The 15,730-nt window shown below is 54.4% G+C and carries 16 protein-coding genes; 15 read left to right on the top strand and 1 reads right to left on the bottom strand.

The genetic code is table 11. The annotated features are described in order from the left end of the window. Nucleotides 1-49 precede the first annotated feature (49 nt). The 8 genes from ACSV5M_RS13385 to ACSV5M_RS13350 all read left to right on the top strand — a co-directional run bounded on the left by ACSV5M_RS13385 (nucleotide 50) and on the right by ACSV5M_RS13350 (nucleotide 9,684). Nucleotides 50-997: a phosphorylase family protein gene (locus tag ACSV5M_RS13385; RefSeq protein WP_439176740.1), complete on the top strand. Its 948-nt coding sequence runs from the start codon at nucleotides 50-52 to the stop codon at nucleotides 995-997. Further along, entirely contained in the window at nucleotides 997-2,076 is a 1,080-nt protein-coding gene (locus tag ACSV5M_RS13380) for a purine nucleoside permease (RefSeq protein WP_439176874.1), read from the top strand. The genes ACSV5M_RS13385 and ACSV5M_RS13380 overlap by 1 nt, the downstream gene beginning before the upstream one ends. Before the next feature lie 88 nt (nucleotides 2,077-2,164). Beyond that, nucleotides 2,165-3,367 (top strand): amidase, encoded by a 1,203-nt coding sequence (locus ACSV5M_RS13375; RefSeq protein WP_439176739.1) that lies wholly within the window; start codon nucleotides 2,165-2,167, stop codon nucleotides 3,365-3,367. Then, nucleotides 3,364-4,953 (top strand): gamma-glutamyltransferase family protein, encoded by a 1,590-nt coding sequence (locus ACSV5M_RS13370; protein WP_439176738.1) that lies wholly within the window; start codon nucleotides 3,364-3,366, stop codon nucleotides 4,951-4,953. Before ACSV5M_RS13375 ends, ACSV5M_RS13370 begins: the two co-directional genes overlap by 4 nt. Beyond that, nucleotides 4,950-5,774 (top strand): sulfite exporter TauE/SafE family protein, encoded by an 825-nt coding sequence (locus ACSV5M_RS13365; protein ID WP_439176737.1) that lies wholly within the window; start codon nucleotides 4,950-4,952, stop codon nucleotides 5,772-5,774. The genes ACSV5M_RS13370 and ACSV5M_RS13365 overlap by 4 nt, the downstream gene beginning before the upstream one ends. A 1-nt stretch (nucleotide 5,775) precedes the next feature. Continuing rightward, a complete protein-coding gene (locus tag ACSV5M_RS13360; protein ID WP_439176736.1) occupies nucleotides 5,776-7,032 on the top strand; it encodes a pyridoxal-phosphate-dependent aminotransferase family protein in 1,257 nt (418 codons plus the stop codon). A gap of 341 nt (nucleotides 7,033-7,373) precedes the next feature. Continuing rightward, on the top strand, nucleotides 7,374-8,432 hold the full coding sequence (locus tag ACSV5M_RS13355) for an adenosine deaminase (protein ID WP_439176735.1): 1,059 nt from the start codon (nucleotides 7,374-7,376) through the stop codon (nucleotides 8,430-8,432). A gap of 10 nt (nucleotides 8,433-8,442) precedes the next feature. Then, entirely contained in the window at nucleotides 8,443-9,684 is a 1,242-nt protein-coding gene (locus tag ACSV5M_RS13350; protein ID WP_439176734.1) for an allantoate amidohydrolase, read from the top strand. 235 nt (nucleotides 9,685-9,919) lie between these two features. Here ACSV5M_RS13350 and ACSV5M_RS13345 read toward each other — a convergent pair whose 3' ends face one another. Beyond that, nucleotides 9,920-10,996 carry a 3-deoxy-7-phosphoheptulonate synthase gene (locus ACSV5M_RS13345; protein WP_439176733.1) on the bottom strand — a complete coding sequence of 359 codons (1,077 nt, stop codon included), beginning with the start codon at nucleotides 10,994-10,996 and terminating at the stop codon, nucleotides 9,920-9,922. Between the two features lie 417 nt (nucleotides 10,997-11,413). Between ACSV5M_RS13345 and ACSV5M_RS13340 the strand changes: the two genes are divergently transcribed. The 7 genes from ACSV5M_RS13340 to ACSV5M_RS13310 all read left to right on the top strand — a co-directional run bounded on the left by ACSV5M_RS13340 (nucleotide 11,414) and on the right by ACSV5M_RS13310 (nucleotide 15,699). Further along, nucleotides 11,414-12,100, top strand: a complete 687-nt coding sequence (locus tag ACSV5M_RS13340) for a hypothetical protein (protein WP_439176732.1) — start codon at nucleotides 11,414-11,416, stop codon at nucleotides 12,098-12,100. Between the two features lie 132 nt (nucleotides 12,101-12,232). After that, on the top strand, nucleotides 12,233-12,850 hold the full coding sequence (locus ACSV5M_RS13335) for an RNA polymerase sigma factor (RefSeq protein ID WP_439176731.1): 618 nt from the start codon (nucleotides 12,233-12,235) through the stop codon (nucleotides 12,848-12,850). Then, entirely contained in the window at nucleotides 12,847-13,203 is a 357-nt protein-coding gene (locus tag ACSV5M_RS13330; protein WP_439176730.1) for a hypothetical protein, read from the top strand. The genes ACSV5M_RS13335 and ACSV5M_RS13330 overlap by 4 nt, the downstream gene beginning before the upstream one ends. Next, nucleotides 13,193-13,441: a hypothetical protein gene (locus ACSV5M_RS13325; RefSeq protein WP_439176729.1), complete on the top strand. Its 249-nt coding sequence runs from the start codon at nucleotides 13,193-13,195 to the stop codon at nucleotides 13,439-13,441. The genes ACSV5M_RS13330 and ACSV5M_RS13325 overlap by 11 nt, the downstream gene beginning before the upstream one ends. Before the next feature lie 5 nt (nucleotides 13,442-13,446). Beyond that, nucleotides 13,447-13,953, top strand: coding sequence for a DUF3106 domain-containing protein (locus ACSV5M_RS13320; protein ID WP_439176728.1), 507 nt, complete (start codon nucleotides 13,447-13,449; stop codon nucleotides 13,951-13,953). 85 nt (nucleotides 13,954-14,038) lie between these two features. Continuing rightward, nucleotides 14,039-14,971, top strand: coding sequence for a hypothetical protein (locus ACSV5M_RS13315; protein WP_439176727.1), 933 nt, complete (start codon nucleotides 14,039-14,041; stop codon nucleotides 14,969-14,971). Nucleotides 14,972-15,264: 293 nt separating this feature from the next. After that, nucleotides 15,265-15,699 (top strand): YciI family protein, encoded by a 435-nt coding sequence (locus tag ACSV5M_RS13310; RefSeq protein ID WP_439176726.1) that lies wholly within the window; start codon nucleotides 15,265-15,267, stop codon nucleotides 15,697-15,699. Nucleotides 15,700-15,730 lie beyond the last annotated feature (31 nt).

Here is a 15,730-nt window from a genome sequence, read left to right as displayed (position 1 = left end):
CGAGCGTGCAATAACGCACCTTAAATTTATTCATCAAAAGGCTCCAACCATGCTGGTAACACGATGTAAAGCTTTTGTGGCCCTTATGGCACTCACCCTGTTCTTCCCGTTCGCCGCCAATGCCGCTGTTCCTGCGGATATACCCAAAGCGCGTATCGCGGTGCTTGGCGGTACTTTTTTGAACGATATTATTTTTCACCGTGAAGGCTTGATTAAACAGGAATTCACCATTGAAACCAAAGTCGGCACCTCACCCAAAATTTATTATGCCGAATGGCAGGGCATTCCCTTTTATTACGTGCATGTTCACGGCGAAGGTAAATGGCTGGAAACCTGGGTAGCGCTTTACGACCTCGGCATAGAAGAAGCCATCGGCGGTGCGACGGCCGGTGCGATCAATAAAAAAATGGGTGTATACGACTACATTATTCCCGATGATTTTATTGAGATGAATGTGGACCGTCCCTTGCGGATTCCTACGGAAGTCTATCGCGACCCGAATGCCATTCCGCTGCCGCGTTATGTACCGGCCATGGATACTGATATCCGCAACATCCTGCTGGATGAAACCAAAAAGGCGGTGGCCTCGGTCAAGTCAGCCAAAAAAGACAAACAATACCAAGGCATAAAAGTTCACGATGGCGGTGTGATCGTGCAAACCCGTGGTGGTCGTTTTGAAACCGTTGCAGAAATTAACATGATGCAAAAATGGGGCGGCGATATGGTGACCATGAGTGTTGGCACTGAGATAACCTATTCGCGTATGCTCGGGATTAATTACGCCAATATCATTGTGATCTCCAACCCGGCGGAAGGTATGGGTGAGTGGGATTTTTCCCTGATGGAAGAATTGTATCCGCGCATTAATCCGCTCAGCCTCGACATCGTCCTCGCCTCATTGCCACGCGTTGCGGCATTACAGGGTAAACCCCGTGTGTCCGACGGCTTGATTAATCACCCCGAAATGACCTCGCAAAAGAAAAAGGATCACGAATGATGAACTCTCCGCGTTTCTCTGTTGCCGTAATACTGTCGTTGTTCCTGTTGCTGGCCGGTTGTGCACCGCAATCGGCGAAAGAGCCAGCGCCCATCCCGGTGAAGTTTGTGGTAGTGACCATGTTTGAAATCGGCGAAGACGAAGGCGATAAAGCCGGTGAATTCCAGTTGTGGAAAGAGCGGCAAAAGCTGACCAAAAAATTTCCGTTTCCCAATTCCTTTCATGACATTTATATGAATGAGGAAACCGGTGTGTTAGCGATTGTCACAGGTATCGGTACAGCCTATTCAACCTCGGCCACCATGGCGCTGGGGATGGACCCGCGGTTTGATTTATCCAAAGCCTATTGGCTGGTGGCAGGTATTGCCGGGATAGATCCGGAAGATGCGTCCATCGGTTCAGCGGCCTGGGCAGAATATCTGGTGGATGGCGATCTTGCCCACGAAATTGATGCGCGCGAAATTCCGGCAGATTGGGAAACCGGTTATTTTGCTCGTCATACGAAAAAACCTTATGACCCGAATAAACCGGAACCCACGGGTGAGATGCTGCGTTTGAATCCGGAATTAACCGAGTGGGCGTACCAGTTAACCAAAGACATCAGCTTGCCTGATTTGCCAGGCCTGGCGGATACGCGTGCGCTTTACACGGAACATCCCAACGCACAAAAGCCGCCGTTTGTATTGAAGGGCGATCAGTTGGCCGCGATGACGTTTTGGCACGGCGCCATCATGAATGACTGGGCCAACAAGTGGGTGGATTACTGGAGCGAAGGTAAGGGCGAATTTGTCACCTCGGCAATGGAAGATACGGGGACGTTTTTATCGCTCAGTTTTTTGCACAACATCGGCAAGGTGGATAAAAACCGCGTGATGGTATTGCGTACCGGCAGCAACTACACCATGCCGCCGCCGGGCGTGACCGCCGCTGAAAGTTTGCTGGCGGAAAACGAAGGTTACGCCGGGCTCGATGCCTCGCTCGAATCCGCCTATATTGTAGGAACGGCGGTGCTGGACAAGATCCTTGGCAACTGGGATGTCTACAAAGACAAGGTTCCTACTCCAGCGGACCTGCAATAACGGTTTGTTTGTCGGCGCCACTGGCGTTGATCTGATGTAAAAATGTGGGCTCTGCATCGGGCAGGGCCCCCTGGCAGGAAACGTTTTGATGTCGTTTGATCAGCGCGTCTATGCGTGGCGCGGTCACTTTCCCGCGCCGACCCTGGCGACCGGCAGCCTTGCGGGGCTGCGGCTCGGCGTCAAGGATCTATTTCATATTGCCGGTCTACCCACCGGCGCAGGCAATCCGGATTGGCTCGCCAGCCATCCGCTGCCGCAACAGACTTCACCCATTGTGTTTGATCTTTTGCAAGCCGGTGCGGAGCTGGTTGGCAAGACCCAGACGGACGAGTTGGCCTATAGCCTTAACGGCCTGAATATCCATTACGGCGCGCCCCTCAATCCCCAATGCCCTGATCGCCTGCCGGGCGGTTCCAGCAGCGGCTCGGCCGTGGCCGTGGCCGCCGGGGAGATTGATATCGGGCTGGGTACGGATACCGGTGGTTCGATCCGTGTGCCCGCTAGTTACAACGGGTTATTCGGTATCCGCACCACTCACGGTTTATTGAGCCGGGAACATATGGTGCCCCTGGCACCACTGTTCGATACCGTCGGTTGGATGACTGCCGATGGCACGCTGCTGGAAGCCGTAGGCAAGGTATTGCTGCCGCAAGATCTGCCGCAGTGGCCCACAGGCCCCTTGCGGGTGGGCGTGATCGAGCCGGAGATTCAGGGTTTTTCGCTGTGGACTGAGGATCACGAAGCCTGGCTGACCCACCAGATGGGCCTTAGCGTGTTCAAACGCCTGAGCTTGTCCGCCGACTGGCTGGCGCGGGCCAGCCAATGCTTTCGCACCTTGCAGGGCCGTGCCATCTGGCAGACCCACGGTCAATGGATCAGCGAACGCCAGCCGCATTTTGCGCCGGACATCCGTGCGCGCTTTGACTGGTGCAGCCAATTAACCCCGGCCCAGGAACGCGAAGCGCAGATCGAACGCCTCGCGCTGCAGGTTGAGATCCAGGATTGGTTTGAAGGGGTCGATTTATTGTTGTTGCCGACCACGCCGGGCCCCGCGCCGCTTCTGGGCGCCGATGCCACCTGGATGGATAACTACCGCAGCCAGTTGATGGGCCTCACCGCGCCTGCTGGCCTGGCCGGTTTGCCGCAGATCCACCTACCGGTACTCAGTGTGGCGGGGGCGCCAGCGGGCGTTTCCCTATTGGGCCAGGCCGGTTTTGACCGAGCCTTACTGGAGCTGGCCGCCCATCTGGATCGGGCGGCCTCGTTGCGCATTGCACAGGTGATGCTATGACAGCTATCGGATTTTCCGCACCGCATTATCAAGCGTCTGAAATAGGGCTGGCAGTGCTGCGCGACGGCGGCAGTGCGATTGATGCCATGGTTGCCGCTGCGGCGGCAATCAGTGTCCTTTATCCTCACATGAACAGCCTGGCCGGTGATGGCTTCTGGCTGATCCATAAACCCGGCGAAGCGCCGCGCGCCATTGATGCTTGCGGCCCGGCGGCGGGGCTGGCGAGTATCGAGTGGTACCAGTATCAACGGCAAACGACGATTCCGGGGCGCGGCCCGCTGGCCGCCCTGACCGTCTGCGGCACTTTGGGCGGATGGCAGCGAGCGCGGGATATTGCCGCAGAAACCCAGGCGAATATCCCTTTGCCTGAATTGCTGGCGCCAGCCATCAGCCTGGCGAAGCACGGAATCCGCGTGACGGACAGCCTGGCCGCTGCGAGTCACAAGGTGATGATGGAGATGGCCCGTTTGGACGAGTTTCAGCGGGTATTCGCTCCAGGGAACCAATTGTTGGAAGCCGGCCAGACCTTTACCAACCCGGACCTGGGCGACTTTATTGAGCAGTTGGCTCACGCCGGTCTGGACGATTTTTATCGCGGCGCACTGGCTAACGACATCGCCCGTGCGCTGACGGCCGCCGGTAGCCCCTTGCGGCTGGACGATTTGCAAGCTTATCGCGCCCGGGAAGTTGCGCCACTGTCAGTAGCCACCCGCCTCGGTCAGTGCTTTAACTTGCCTGCGCCTACCCAAGGGCTGGCGTCATTGCTGATCCTGGCGATCTACGACCGGTTGTTTCAACCGGGCTGGGATGAGTCGGTGCGCATCCACGCACTTATCGAAGCCACCAAGCAGGCATTTCTGGTACGGGATCGCGAAGTACTTGACCCGCGCCGCCTGAGCGAGCGCTGGCCTGAGCTGCTGTCCGACAGCCACGTTGAGCAACTGGCGGGGCAGGTGGGTTTGCAAGCCTTACCTTGGCCGCAACCCGCTGCGCCGGGGGATACCGTGTGGATGGGCTGCGTGGATAAAAACGGGGTTATGGTGAGCTTTATCCAGAGTATTTACTGGGAATTCGGCTCCGGCGTGGTTATTCCGGAGATGGGCTTGATCTGGAACAACCGCGGCGTGAGTTTCAGCCTGGACCCGCAGCACCCCAATGCGCTGGCGCCAGGTTATAAACCTTTCCACACCCTCAACCCGGCGATGATGCTGTTAAATGACGGACGCCGTATCAGCTACGGCACCATGGGCGGCGAAGGTCAGCCGCAAACCCAGGCTGCACTGCTGACTCGCTACCTGTATGACGGCCTGTCTCTCGAGCAGGCCATCAGCCGCGGGCGCTGGCTACTGGGGCGCACCTGGGGTGACAACAATCACGATTTGAAGATGGAGCAGGACTTGGTGGATATTCTGGGGGATTCCCTGAGCGCGCGCGGACACATGATCAAACCTGTCCCTGCGCACAGCGAATTAATGGGTCACGCCGGTGCCGTGGTCCACACCGCCGACGGCCGGGTTGCCGCGGCCAGTGATCCGCGCAGCAATGGCGCCGGGTTAGTGGGCGAGGCTGTCGGAGTGGCTGGATGAGTGAATTTTTATGGGAGTGGCTGCCCCTGATACTTGCCATGCTCGCCACCGGTGCCTGTGCGGGTATCCTGGCCGGGTTACTCGGCGTGGGCGGCGGTATTGTCATCGTCCCGGTGCTTTATTTTGTATTGCAGACGCTGGGCATCAGCCCCGCCAGCGCCATCCTGATCGCTACCGGCACCTCCTTGCTGGTGATTGTGCCGACCAGTATTTCATCGGTGCGCGCACACCATAAACGTGGCAATGTCGACTGGGCGCTGCTAAAACGCTGGTGGCCGTTTATGGTGATTGGCGTGATCTGTGGCAGCACGGTCGCCTTGCGTGTCAACGGCGAGATCGTCAGCGGCGTATTCGGTGTGGTCGCGGTGCTGGTGGCGGCCAATATGCTGTTTCGCGCCAAGGCCGCACCCATCGCGCAACAACTGCCGGGCATGGCCGGGCAGGGTGTGATGGCGGGCAGTGTCGGTTTCTTCTCGGTAATGATGGGCGTCGGCGGCGGCACATTGGGCGTTCCGCTACTGACTTCCTGTAATTATCCATCCCATCGTGCGGTGGGCACAGCAGCCTTCTTCGGATTATTGATCTCCATCCCCGGCGCTATCGCCATGCTTCTGGCCGACACACCGGCGGATGCACCGGAAGGCATGATCGGCATGGTCAACCTGCCGGGCTTTGCCCTGATTGTTCCCCTGACCGTTTTACTCGCACCGGTGGGCGCCTGGCTCGGCGCAAAACTGGATGCGGTGATGTTAAAAAGAGTATTCGCCATTTTTCTCTGCATCAGCGGCGGTCGCATGTTGATGCAGCTTTTTGGAGTGTGACATGTCCGACCGTTTTCAACCTGCTGCTCGTTTATTAACGCCATTTTCTCCACCACCGCGACTCTTGATGGGTCCCGGCCCTATCACTGTCGACCCGCGCGTACTGCGCGCCATGTCCGCGCAACTGGTCGGCCAATACGACCCAGCCATGACCCAATGCATGAACGACACTATGGCGTTGTATCGCAGCGTTTTTAAAACAGACAATCAGTGGACATTATTAATTGACGGTACGTCACGTGCAGGTATTGAAGCCGTATTGATTTCATTACTTGAGCCGGGCGACAAAGTTCTGGTGCCGATCTTCGGTCGCTTCGGTCACCTGCTCTGTGAAATTGCTGAACGGTGCGGCGCAGAAGTACATCGCATCGAAAAAACCTGGGGCGAAGTTTTTTCACCGGAAGAAATTGAAGCCGCGATTAAAAATGTACAACCCAAACTATTGGCCGTCGTGCAAGGCGACACCTCCACTACCATGCTGCAACCACTGCAACACCTCGGCGAGATGTGCGAGCGTTACGGCGTGTTATTTTACTCAGACGCCACCGCTTCCATCGGCGGTAACCCATTCCTCACCGACGACTGGAAACTCGACGCCGTCTCCGTTGGTCTGCAAAAATGTTTATGCGGCCCCTCCGGCAGCGCACCCATAACCTTAAGCGACAAGGCCGTAAAAACCATTCGCAAACGCCGCCACGTTGAAGCCGGCATTCGCAACGAACACCACAAAGACGGCAGCGGCTTACGCATCGCCTCCAACTATTTTGACCTGGGCATGATCATGGACTACTGGGGCGAAGAACGCCTCAACCACCACACCGAAGCCACCACCATGCTGTACGGCGCCCGCGAATGCGCACGCATTCTATTGGAAGAAGGCGTCGACAACGCCATCGAACGCCACCGCATCCACGGCCGCGCCATGACCGAAGGTTTGGCGGCTATGAACATGAAACTCTTCGGTGATCAGTCACACAAAATGCATAACGTGGTGGGTGTTTACATTCCGGATGGCGTAGCGGGCGAGGCGGTGCGCGGCTCAATGTTAAATGATTTCGGTATTGAGATTGGTACGTCGTTTGGTCCTTTGCATGGAAAAATCTGGCGCGTGGGGACCATGGGTTATAACGCGCGGAAGGATGCGGTGTTGCAGACGTTGGTGGCGTTGGAGGCGGTGTTGCGGCGGCAGGGGCATGGGATGATGGCGAATGCGGGTGTGGATCGGGCGCTCGCTATTTATGTTGAAGAAGGGCTTTAACGCTTTTGCTTTTTTCTGTCTCGCTTACAGCGGAATAGCTTAGGGGGAGTTCGGTGTTTGTTATTGCGACCATCAGCGGCAAGGATGCCGCTGATGAGCCTACAGGGAAGTATTCACGGCGTGTCGCAATAACAAATGCCGAACTCCCTGACACACTACCTAAGATATACAAACCCGTTTTTGTAAGTGCTAATTTTTTTACTTTTGCGTGAACATGAATTCGGTACTTACCATGGTGACACGCCGTAAATACATCCCTGTAGGCTCAACAGCGACATCCGTGTCGCTGATGGTCACCATGGTAAGTACCGAAATCATGTCGGCAAGAATGGAGTATTGAAATGAAAAATTTAAGTGCGGATTTTGAAGGTGTGGGCAGGTTGGAAGAAATTGCCACTAAAGAGTTTTTGGCGGGTATGCCAAAAGCAGAACTGCATATGCATATTGATGGAGCGCTATCGCCAGCCATGATGTTCGCGCTGGGTGAAAGGAATCACGTCAAACTACCTTACAAATCCGTCGCAGAAATTGAAGCCGCCTATCAGTTTACTAACCTGCAAAGTTTTCTTGATCTGTTATATCAAGGTGCTTCGGTACTTAAGCACGAACAGGATTATTATGATCTGACGCGGGATTATTTTGCCAAATGCAAAGAGGATAATGTTGTTCATACCGAGCTGTCGTTTGATCCACAAACCCACACCGAGCGTGGTATTGCTTTCGATACGGTGATCAGTGGGATTTTGCGGGCGATGGAGGATGCGCGGAAGGAGTGGGGGATCAGTTCTAAATTGGTGATGGATTTTCTGCGGCATTTAAGTGCGGAGAACGCGATGCAGACGCTGGAGCAGGCGTTGCCGTGGAAGGATAAGATTATTGCAGTGGGGCTGGATAGTTCTGAAATGGGGCATCCGCCGAGTAAGTTTACTGAGGTGTTTTCCCGTGCACGTGAAGAGGGGTTTCGGGTGGTGGCTCATGCGGGTGAGGAGGGGCCGCCGGCGTATATTTGGGAGGCAATTAATTTGCTGAAGGTGGATCGCATTGATCATGGTGTACGTTCGGATGAAGATCCGGCGTTGATGAACTATCTGCGCGAAACGCAGATTCCGTTGACTGTGTGTCCGCTGTCTAACGTTCGTTTATGTGTATACGACAAGATGCAGGATCACAATCTATTTACCTTGATGGATGCGGGGTTGCGGGTGATGGTGAACTCGGATGATCCCACCTATTTTGGCGGTTATCTGAATGATAATTTCTTTGCACTGGCCGATGCGTTTCCGATGACGCGCGCCCAGGCATTGCAGTTGGCCCATAACAGTTTTACGGCCAGTTTTATCAGTGATGCTGAAAAAACACACTTCCTTAAACAGCTTCAGAATTATGCGGTAACGCATTAAGAGTTAATTCATGCTTGATATCAATATCCTTGCTGCGCGGGTTATGAACTGGTGCGATCAATTAGCCGCGATCAGTGCGAGCCCGGAGGGCATCAGCCGTTTTTATTTAACGCCGGAGCATCGCCGTTGCAATGAACAAGTAGCGGAGTGGATGAAGCAGGCCGGCATGACCACCTGGACGGATGCGGCGGGAAATTTGCTCGGGCATTACGCCGGCGCAACAGATGATGCAAAAATTTTGTTGCTCGGCTCCCATCTGGATTCCATTCCCAACGCCGGCCGTTACGACGGTATCCTTGGTGTGTTGTTAGCAATTGCGGCTGTAGAACAGTTGCACACGGACAATATCAAATTGCCGTTTGCTATCGAAGTTGTCGGCTTCGGTGATGAAGAGGGCACACGTTTTGGCAGTACCTTGTTGGGCAGTCGCGCCCTGGCGGGTACCTGGAATCCGGCGTGGTGGTCGCTCGCTGATCGCGACGGTATCTCACTCGCAGATGCGTTCAAGGAATTTGGTTTACAGCCGGACCACATCGGCACGGCAGCGTTAAAAAGTGCGGATTTGCTCGCGTACCTTGAAGTGCATATTGAACAGGGGCCGGTTCTGGAAGACACGGACCATGCCCTGGGAATTGTGACCTCCATTGCCGGCGCGCGGCGTTTTCATATTGATGTAAAAGGCTATGCCGGCCACGCAGGCACGGTACCCATGCATATGCGCAAAGATGCGTTATTAGGTGCGGCATTGGGTGTGGAATTAATCGAACGACTTGCCCGCGAAAACGGTGTGGTAGCGACGGTCGGGCAATTGGAAGTCTGGCCCGGTGCAGTAAATGTGATTCCCGGTCGTGCGCGCTTTTCGATTGATATCCGCTCGGGTGATGATGATCGGCGCGATGAAACCCTCGCAAAAATTCAGCATGAATTTTCCGATATTTGTAAAAGCCGGCAGCTCAGTTGTAACTGGACCGAAATTCACAACGCGCCGGCAGTGCTATGCGCTGACTGGATTCAGGGTGTGCAGGCTCAAGTGTTGGAAGACATGAATCTCGAACCGGTGCGGCTGATGAGCGGCGCCGGTCATGATGCCATGGCCATGGCCGAGATTACTGACGTGGCGATGTATTTTGTTCGTTGTAAAGGCGGGGTGAGCCATCATCCGGATGAATCGGTGATGGTGGAAGATGTGGCGCTTGCGCTTGATGCGCTGACCAGAACGTTATTGAAATTTGGTGCCCACGTGAATTTATAAATTGTCGTTATATTTTGCCGGCGAATGTCGGATTACGCCTTTGGCTAATCCGACCTACATATTGGCACGCCCCCTGTCTGTAGGTCGGATTAGCGCAGCGTAATCCGACACCCAACCCAATCGAAGCAACCGTTGTAATCAAATTAACAAAACCCAATCCCATCAAAACAACCCAATGTTGTGAGGCAAAAAAAAGCCCCCGACAAGCGAGGGCTTTTTCATCACCTTTTACCCATCACACACCGGTACGTTTCTTTAACGCATCCTTGATGGTATCGCCCATCTTGCGCACGGCTTTTTCGGTGGTTTCCCAATCGATACAGGCATCGGTAATCGATACGCCGTATTTCAGATCACACAAGTCCGCCGGAATACTTTGATTTCCCGCGCCGATATTACTTTCCACCATCAAACCGATGATCGACTGGTTACCTTCCAGAATCTGGTTGGCCACATTCTCCATCACCAGGGTCTGTAACTCGTGGTTCTTGTTGGAGTTGGCATGGCTGCAATCCACCATAATATTCGGCACCAGTTTGGCCTTCGCCAGCTCCTGCTCACACACCGCCACGCTCACCGAATCGTAATTCGGCTTGCCATTCCCACCGCGCAATACCACGTGACCGTAGGTATTACCTTTGGTGTGAATGATCGACACCTGGCCTTCGGTATTAATGCCCAGGAAACGGTGCGGCTTGGACACAGATTGCAATGCATTGATCGCCACCGTCAGGCCACCATCGGTACCGTTCTTGAAACCCACTGCCGACGACAGGCCACTGGCCATCTCACGGTGCGTCTGGGACTCTGTCGTCCGCGCACCGATAGCTGACCAGCTGATCAAATCCTGCAAGTACTGCGGCGAAATCGGGTCCAGCGCCTCGGTAGCGGTAGGCAAACCAATCTCGGCAATATCCAGCAACAACTTGCGGCCGATATGCAAACCTTCCTGAATCTTGAACGAATCATTCAGATACGGATCGTTGATCAAACCCTTCCAGCCCACGGTGGTACGAGGCTTCTCAAAATAGACGCGCATGACGATATAAATAGTATCGCTGACTTCCTCAGCGAGCTTTTGCAAACGTTGGGCATAATCTTTCGCCGCCTCAACATCATGGATAGAGCAGGGGCCAATCACCACAAAAATACGGTGGTCCTTGCGATCCAGAATATTGCGAACAGTAGCGCGGCCTTGGGTCACAACGGCACGGGCTTTATCGCTCAAAGGGAGTTCCTGCTTGAGTGTAGCGGGCGAGATTAACAATTCCTGAGATACCACGTTGAGATCGTCTACTTGTGCGTCTGTCATTACATGCGTCCGTCGAAAAGGGTAAGTACGCGGCTATTCTACTGAAAAACTGGCGTTCATTGTGGATGTTTTTATCAATGGAATATATAGGGTGTGGCAATTGAATTTAAAGGGCTGATAGTAAAAATTGGTGTTAGTACATGGTTTTCCGCAACACTTTTAGAAAAATATCCCATTGCCTATTCGCTGGCAGAGAGGAATATCGGGAACAGGGTCCGAGACCATCGGAGGCATGGATGCCGACGTTGAGCCTACACGGAAGTATTCACGGCGTGTCTCGGACCCTGTTCCCGATATTCCTACCCAAATAAAATTTTTTGTCACTTCCCTGTCAACCGATTCCCCTCAACCCCGTTAATACCCCTGAAAGCGCGAAAAACCTCTCGCGCATCCAATGAAACCATCAGGAGAATCACCATGAACAAGTCCATCTTATCAATTGCACTGGTCCTCACTGTCGCCGCCACCAGCGCCCAGGCTGAGCGACGTAATATTCTTGACCGCACCGTTATCAACGCCACCGCTAATGGCAGCATCACCCGTCAGATCGAACGCCGTCCCACCGACAGTGGCGCAACCCGCGAAGTCACCCGCACCAACGCCCAAGGCGAAACCACCACACGCAGCAACGCCATGGTGCGTGACAATGAAGCCGGCGTCGCCACGCGTACAGTCTCCGGTATAGCCTTTGATGGCACATCATATGCCGGTGAGCGGGTAATCAGCCGCACGGAAAATGGCCTGGAGCGGGTGAGCAACTACAGCGATTCTGCCGGTAATAGCCGCTCCGGTTCAGGTTCGCTAACCGTCGATAAAGAGGCGGGGACTATCAGCAAGGAGATGTCAGCGACGCGCACCAATAGTGAAGGAGAAACCACCAGTGTGTCCGGCGATAGCTTGCTGGCGCGTACTGATGACGGGTTCACCCGGACGTCCAGTCATACCGACGCCAGTGGCAATACGCGCACTCGCTCGGCTGATGTCAGCGTCAATAAAGACGAGGGCAGTTTGACCAAATCGGTGACGGCGTCCGGACCCAATGGCCAGGCCAGCACGACCACCAGCGTCAAACGTGAGCGTAGCGTGGACAGCGCGGCTGAGTAAAATATCGCGGGCGCGGCAGGCAGCTGTCGTGCCCGGATACCCGGGGGAAACGGTGCAGCGCGTACAACAGAAATAGTCGCTAAACTGTCGGTCAACAAACGGTGCTCGTTCAATCTCACTTACGGAATCAGAATGCTTGCCAGAATCACACCCATCAATGCGGCAACCGCTGAATCGGAAGGGCATCCGCAAACCATGGATGGTTTTCTCGCTCAGGTAGAGCGACGCGCATATCGCACGGCATTGATGACAACCCGACGCGCGGCAGATGCGCTCGATATTGTGCAGGATGCGATGTTGCAACTGGTGCAACATTACCGCGCTCGCCCGCAGGAAGAGTGGCCCTTGCTGTTTCAACGGATTTTGAATAACCGCCTCATGGATTGGCACCGGCAGCAAACACGCCAGCGCAAATGGTTTTGGCAGTCAGCAAGGGCAGACGATGATGAGTCCGATGATCCCATGCTGGCAGTCGCCGATGAAAAGGAGATCAATCCTGCCGATTTATTGGCCCGGGCGCGGGATGTGGAGCGGGTGATTCGGGTGCTGGAAGCCTTGCCTCTGCGCCAGCGACAAGCCTTCACACTGCGCGCCTGGGAGGGCTTTGATGTGGCGGCGACGGCGCAGGCAATGGAATGCAGCGAAGGCAGTGTGAAGACCCATTATTTTCGTGCGCTGCACAGCTTGCGCGCCGCATTGAGTGACGATGAACCATCACAGCGGAACAACCCCGGCGGAGAAAACCCATGACTAACGATCCTCATCAACCCACGAGCGAGCGCGACGAGCAGCTCAGTCGCCAGGTGGCGGACTCGCTGGAGCGCAGTCTTGATGATCTGGACGAGCACACCCTGGCGCAGTTGGCGCGAGCGCGGCGCACGGCGATCACCCATCGCTCCTATAAACGGGAATGGATGGGCGGCCTGGCAGTCGCGGCCAGTGTGGCGGCGTTGGTTGTTGTACCCATGGTCGGCCAGTTTGATCAGGCAAATCCCCAGCCGGATGCACAGGACCTCAACATGAGTTATTTGCAGGAAGATCCACAAATGCTGCTCGACATGGAGATGTTATTAGCCATCGGGGAGAGTGACATTGAAAGCTAATTATCTGCATATCGGTTTTTATTTGTGCTTAAGCGGCTCCGTCGTTTACGCGGCAGATGTGCAAGCACCTTCCGCCGAATTCTGGCAATACATGCTGGAATTCAGCAACGAAAAAGGGGAGGTCATCGACCCCATGGAGTTCGCCCAAATGCAACAACTACCGGACAATGCGGACGCAACCCGAGCCGCAGACTCTTCAACCAGCAATCCGCACTCATCAGTCGCTGCGGAGGAATGATCGCCATGAAAACTTTTACGCTGATTATGATCTTGTTAACCGGTATCAACTGCGCCTGGGCGGCTGAGGATACCGACTGGAAAAACCTGAGCGCAGAACAGCAACAATTGCTGCAGGCGATGCAACCGCGCTGGGATTCGCTCCCGGTTGAGCAGCGTCAGCAATTGCTGGTACGTGCGGAAACATTCCAGACTATGTCACCGGAACAACGCCAAAATCTCATGAACCGTTTCCAGCGTTGGCAGCAATTGTCGGATGAAGAAAAAGCGACGCTGCGGACACGCTATGAAACCTTTAAAAATTTGTCACCGGAACAACAGGAGGATTTGCGCAAGCGTTTCCAATGGTTCCAGTCCTTGCCGGTGGAACAACAGGATGCCTTGCGTAACCGTTGGCAATCCCTGACTCAGGAACAACGTGATCAATTGCGCGAACGTTTTCGTGATCTTAATCGCGAACAGCGCCAATTGACTCGCGAACGTTTACTGAACCTGCCGCGTCTGCGGCAATAACCTTAACCACATTGAATGTTCGGGAGTGAAGCTCACTCCCGATGACGAGTTTTGTTCAAAATTTCTGTAACACAGGAGTTTCACCATGAATAACAAAATTGCTTCCTGGAAATATTGTTTAACCTTGGGTTTGGTTTGTGTAAGCACACCGACACTGGCGCAAAGCGGTGACATCGTACACTGGGGGATGGACGTGCGCGCACAACGCGAACACCAGAGTTTCGACAACAGCGATGCCGACCTGAACACCGTCAGCCTGCAGCCCTATGTGCAGGCGGGCAAATGGGACATCAGCCTGAGTCTGCCCTGGCAAAGTATTGAAGGTGAATATTTTGTTAACGGCTTTCAACCGACGCCATCGCGCATTTGCCAGCGGTTAAGTTCGCTGACGGATTTGCAGCGGCAACTGTTGATCAATCGCGGCCGGGTAACTGGTGAACAACTGGATTATTGTGACCAGCAAACCACAGAGCCGGAAGCGGTGAGCGATTCGGTGTCGGGCATGAGCGATATCTCCCTGTTCGCGCGCCGCACCACGCAATTGGATGATGCAGGCATTTGGCTGGGCAGCATCGGCCTGGGTTACAAATGGGACAATGGCGACGAAGATACCGGGATCGGCAGTGGCACCCGCGATACCACCCTGGATTTCACCTTGAGTGGATTACAAGGCAATTGGTTGGGCTATGTGGCGGTGGGTTATGTATGGATTTCCGGAGGCGTGGCTTACTCGGAACCGGGCGATGAAGAAGGTGAAGTGATTAATTACGGTTACGACAATTACGCCTATGCCACGGTTGACGGCGGTTATAAATTCACACCCTGGTTAACCCTGGGTGCCAGTGCCAATACCCAGCAAGCTTACATTCCCGGTGGCGATGATGTGGAGTGGTTGAGTGCCTACGCCAATGTGCGGTTGTTTGAAAAATTTCGTGTGCGGGCTTATGTGAATGATTACCTTGATATTGCGGGTTATCCCGAGCAGGAGTTTGGTGCGAGTGTGACGTATTCGTTTTAATACCGTTTTAGTGTCGGGTTACGTGGCTGCGCCACTAACCCGACCTACGGCAGTCTTTCTCACCAGTAGGTCGGATTAGCGGCGTAGCCGCGTAATCCGACACCTCTTGCTCCAACACACCTCCTATCCCGACGACTCCCACGCCATTCCAGGAAATTCCCATTCCGCCTAAAAAAATTTCCTACCGGTTGTCGAATCCAGCATCTACCATTCGACTAGGTTATGAGTTTTATCATTGCGTGCCTGAAGCGCGTTAACATTAGCCCCATAATCAAACGAAAGAGGACAACACAATGAAAGTGATGGTTATCGTCAAAGCAACCCCCAGCTCTGAAGCCGGCATTATGCCCAGCACCGAATTATTGGAAGCCATGGGAAAATACAATGAAGAATTGGTGAATGCCGGGATCATGCTGTCCGGCGATGGCTTGCAGCCCAGCTCAAAAGCCGTGCGCGTACATTTTTCCGGTAACAACCGCACCGTGACCGACGGTCCTTTTTTAGAAACCAAAGAATTAATCGCCGGCTTCTGGATGTGGCAAGTAAAATCCATGGAAGAAGCTATCGAGTGGGTAAAACGCTGCCCCAATCCCATGCTGGAAGATTCCGATATCGATATCCGCCCGGTGTATGAGCTGGAAGATTTCGGTGATAACGTCACCCCGGAGATCGCCGAACACGAACAAAAGCTGCGTGAAAAACTGGAAAAACAATCCCAGGCCTATTAATAACCCGTGGTTGTCATCCCGTAGGTCGGAT

It is taken from the genome of Cellvibrio sp. ARAG 10.3 (assembly GCF_051846955.1).
Classification (GTDB): Bacteria; Pseudomonadota; Gammaproteobacteria; order Pseudomonadales; family Cellvibrionaceae; genus Cellvibrio.
This window is presented reverse-complemented; position numbering and strand designations above follow the sequence as displayed.

What these genes read in the sequence shown, in the direction of transcription:
- ACSV5M_RS13315 (WP_439176727.1), top strand. Translation starts at nt 14,039, where the DNA reads ATGAATAACAAAATTGCTTCCTGGAAATATTGTTTAACCTTGGGTTTG.
- ACSV5M_RS13370 (WP_439176738.1), top strand. Translation starts at nt 3,364, where the DNA reads ATGACAGCTATCGGATTTTCCGCACCGCATTATCAAGCGTCTGAAATA.
- ACSV5M_RS13385 (WP_439176740.1), top strand. Translation starts at nt 50, where the DNA reads ATGCTGGTAACACGATGTAAAGCTTTTGTGGCCCTTATGGCACTCACC.
- ACSV5M_RS13365 (WP_439176737.1), top strand. Translation starts at nt 4,950, where the DNA reads ATGAGTGAATTTTTATGGGAGTGGCTGCCCCTGATACTTGCCATGCTC.
- ACSV5M_RS13355 (WP_439176735.1), top strand. Translation starts at nt 7,374, where the DNA reads ATGAAAAATTTAAGTGCGGATTTTGAAGGTGTGGGCAGGTTGGAAGAA.
- ACSV5M_RS13330 (WP_439176730.1), top strand. Translation starts at nt 12,847, where the DNA reads ATGACTAACGATCCTCATCAACCCACGAGCGAGCGCGACGAGCAGCTC.
- ACSV5M_RS13375 (WP_439176739.1), top strand. Translation starts at nt 2,165, where the DNA reads ATGTCGTTTGATCAGCGCGTCTATGCGTGGCGCGGTCACTTTCCCGCG.
- ACSV5M_RS13350 (WP_439176734.1), top strand. Translation starts at nt 8,443, where the DNA reads ATGCTTGATATCAATATCCTTGCTGCGCGGGTTATGAACTGGTGCGAT.
- ACSV5M_RS13340 (WP_439176732.1), top strand. Translation starts at nt 11,414, where the DNA reads ATGAACAAGTCCATCTTATCAATTGCACTGGTCCTCACTGTCGCCGCC.
- ACSV5M_RS13360 (WP_439176736.1), top strand. Translation starts at nt 5,776, where the DNA reads ATGTCCGACCGTTTTCAACCTGCTGCTCGTTTATTAACGCCATTTTCT.
- ACSV5M_RS13335 (WP_439176731.1), top strand. Translation starts at nt 12,233, where the DNA reads ATGCTTGCCAGAATCACACCCATCAATGCGGCAACCGCTGAATCGGAA.
- ACSV5M_RS13310 (WP_439176726.1), top strand. Translation starts at nt 15,265, where the DNA reads ATGAAAGTGATGGTTATCGTCAAAGCAACCCCCAGCTCTGAAGCCGGC.
- ACSV5M_RS13345 (WP_439176733.1), bottom strand. Translation starts at nt 10,996, where the DNA reads ATGACAGACGCACAAGTAGACGATCTCAACGTGGTATCTCAGGAATTG.
- ACSV5M_RS13320 (WP_439176728.1), top strand. Translation starts at nt 13,447, where the DNA reads ATGAAAACTTTTACGCTGATTATGATCTTGTTAACCGGTATCAACTGC.
- ACSV5M_RS13380 (WP_439176874.1), top strand. Translation starts at nt 997, where the DNA reads ATGAACTCTCCGCGTTTCTCTGTTGCCGTAATACTGTCGTTGTTCCTG.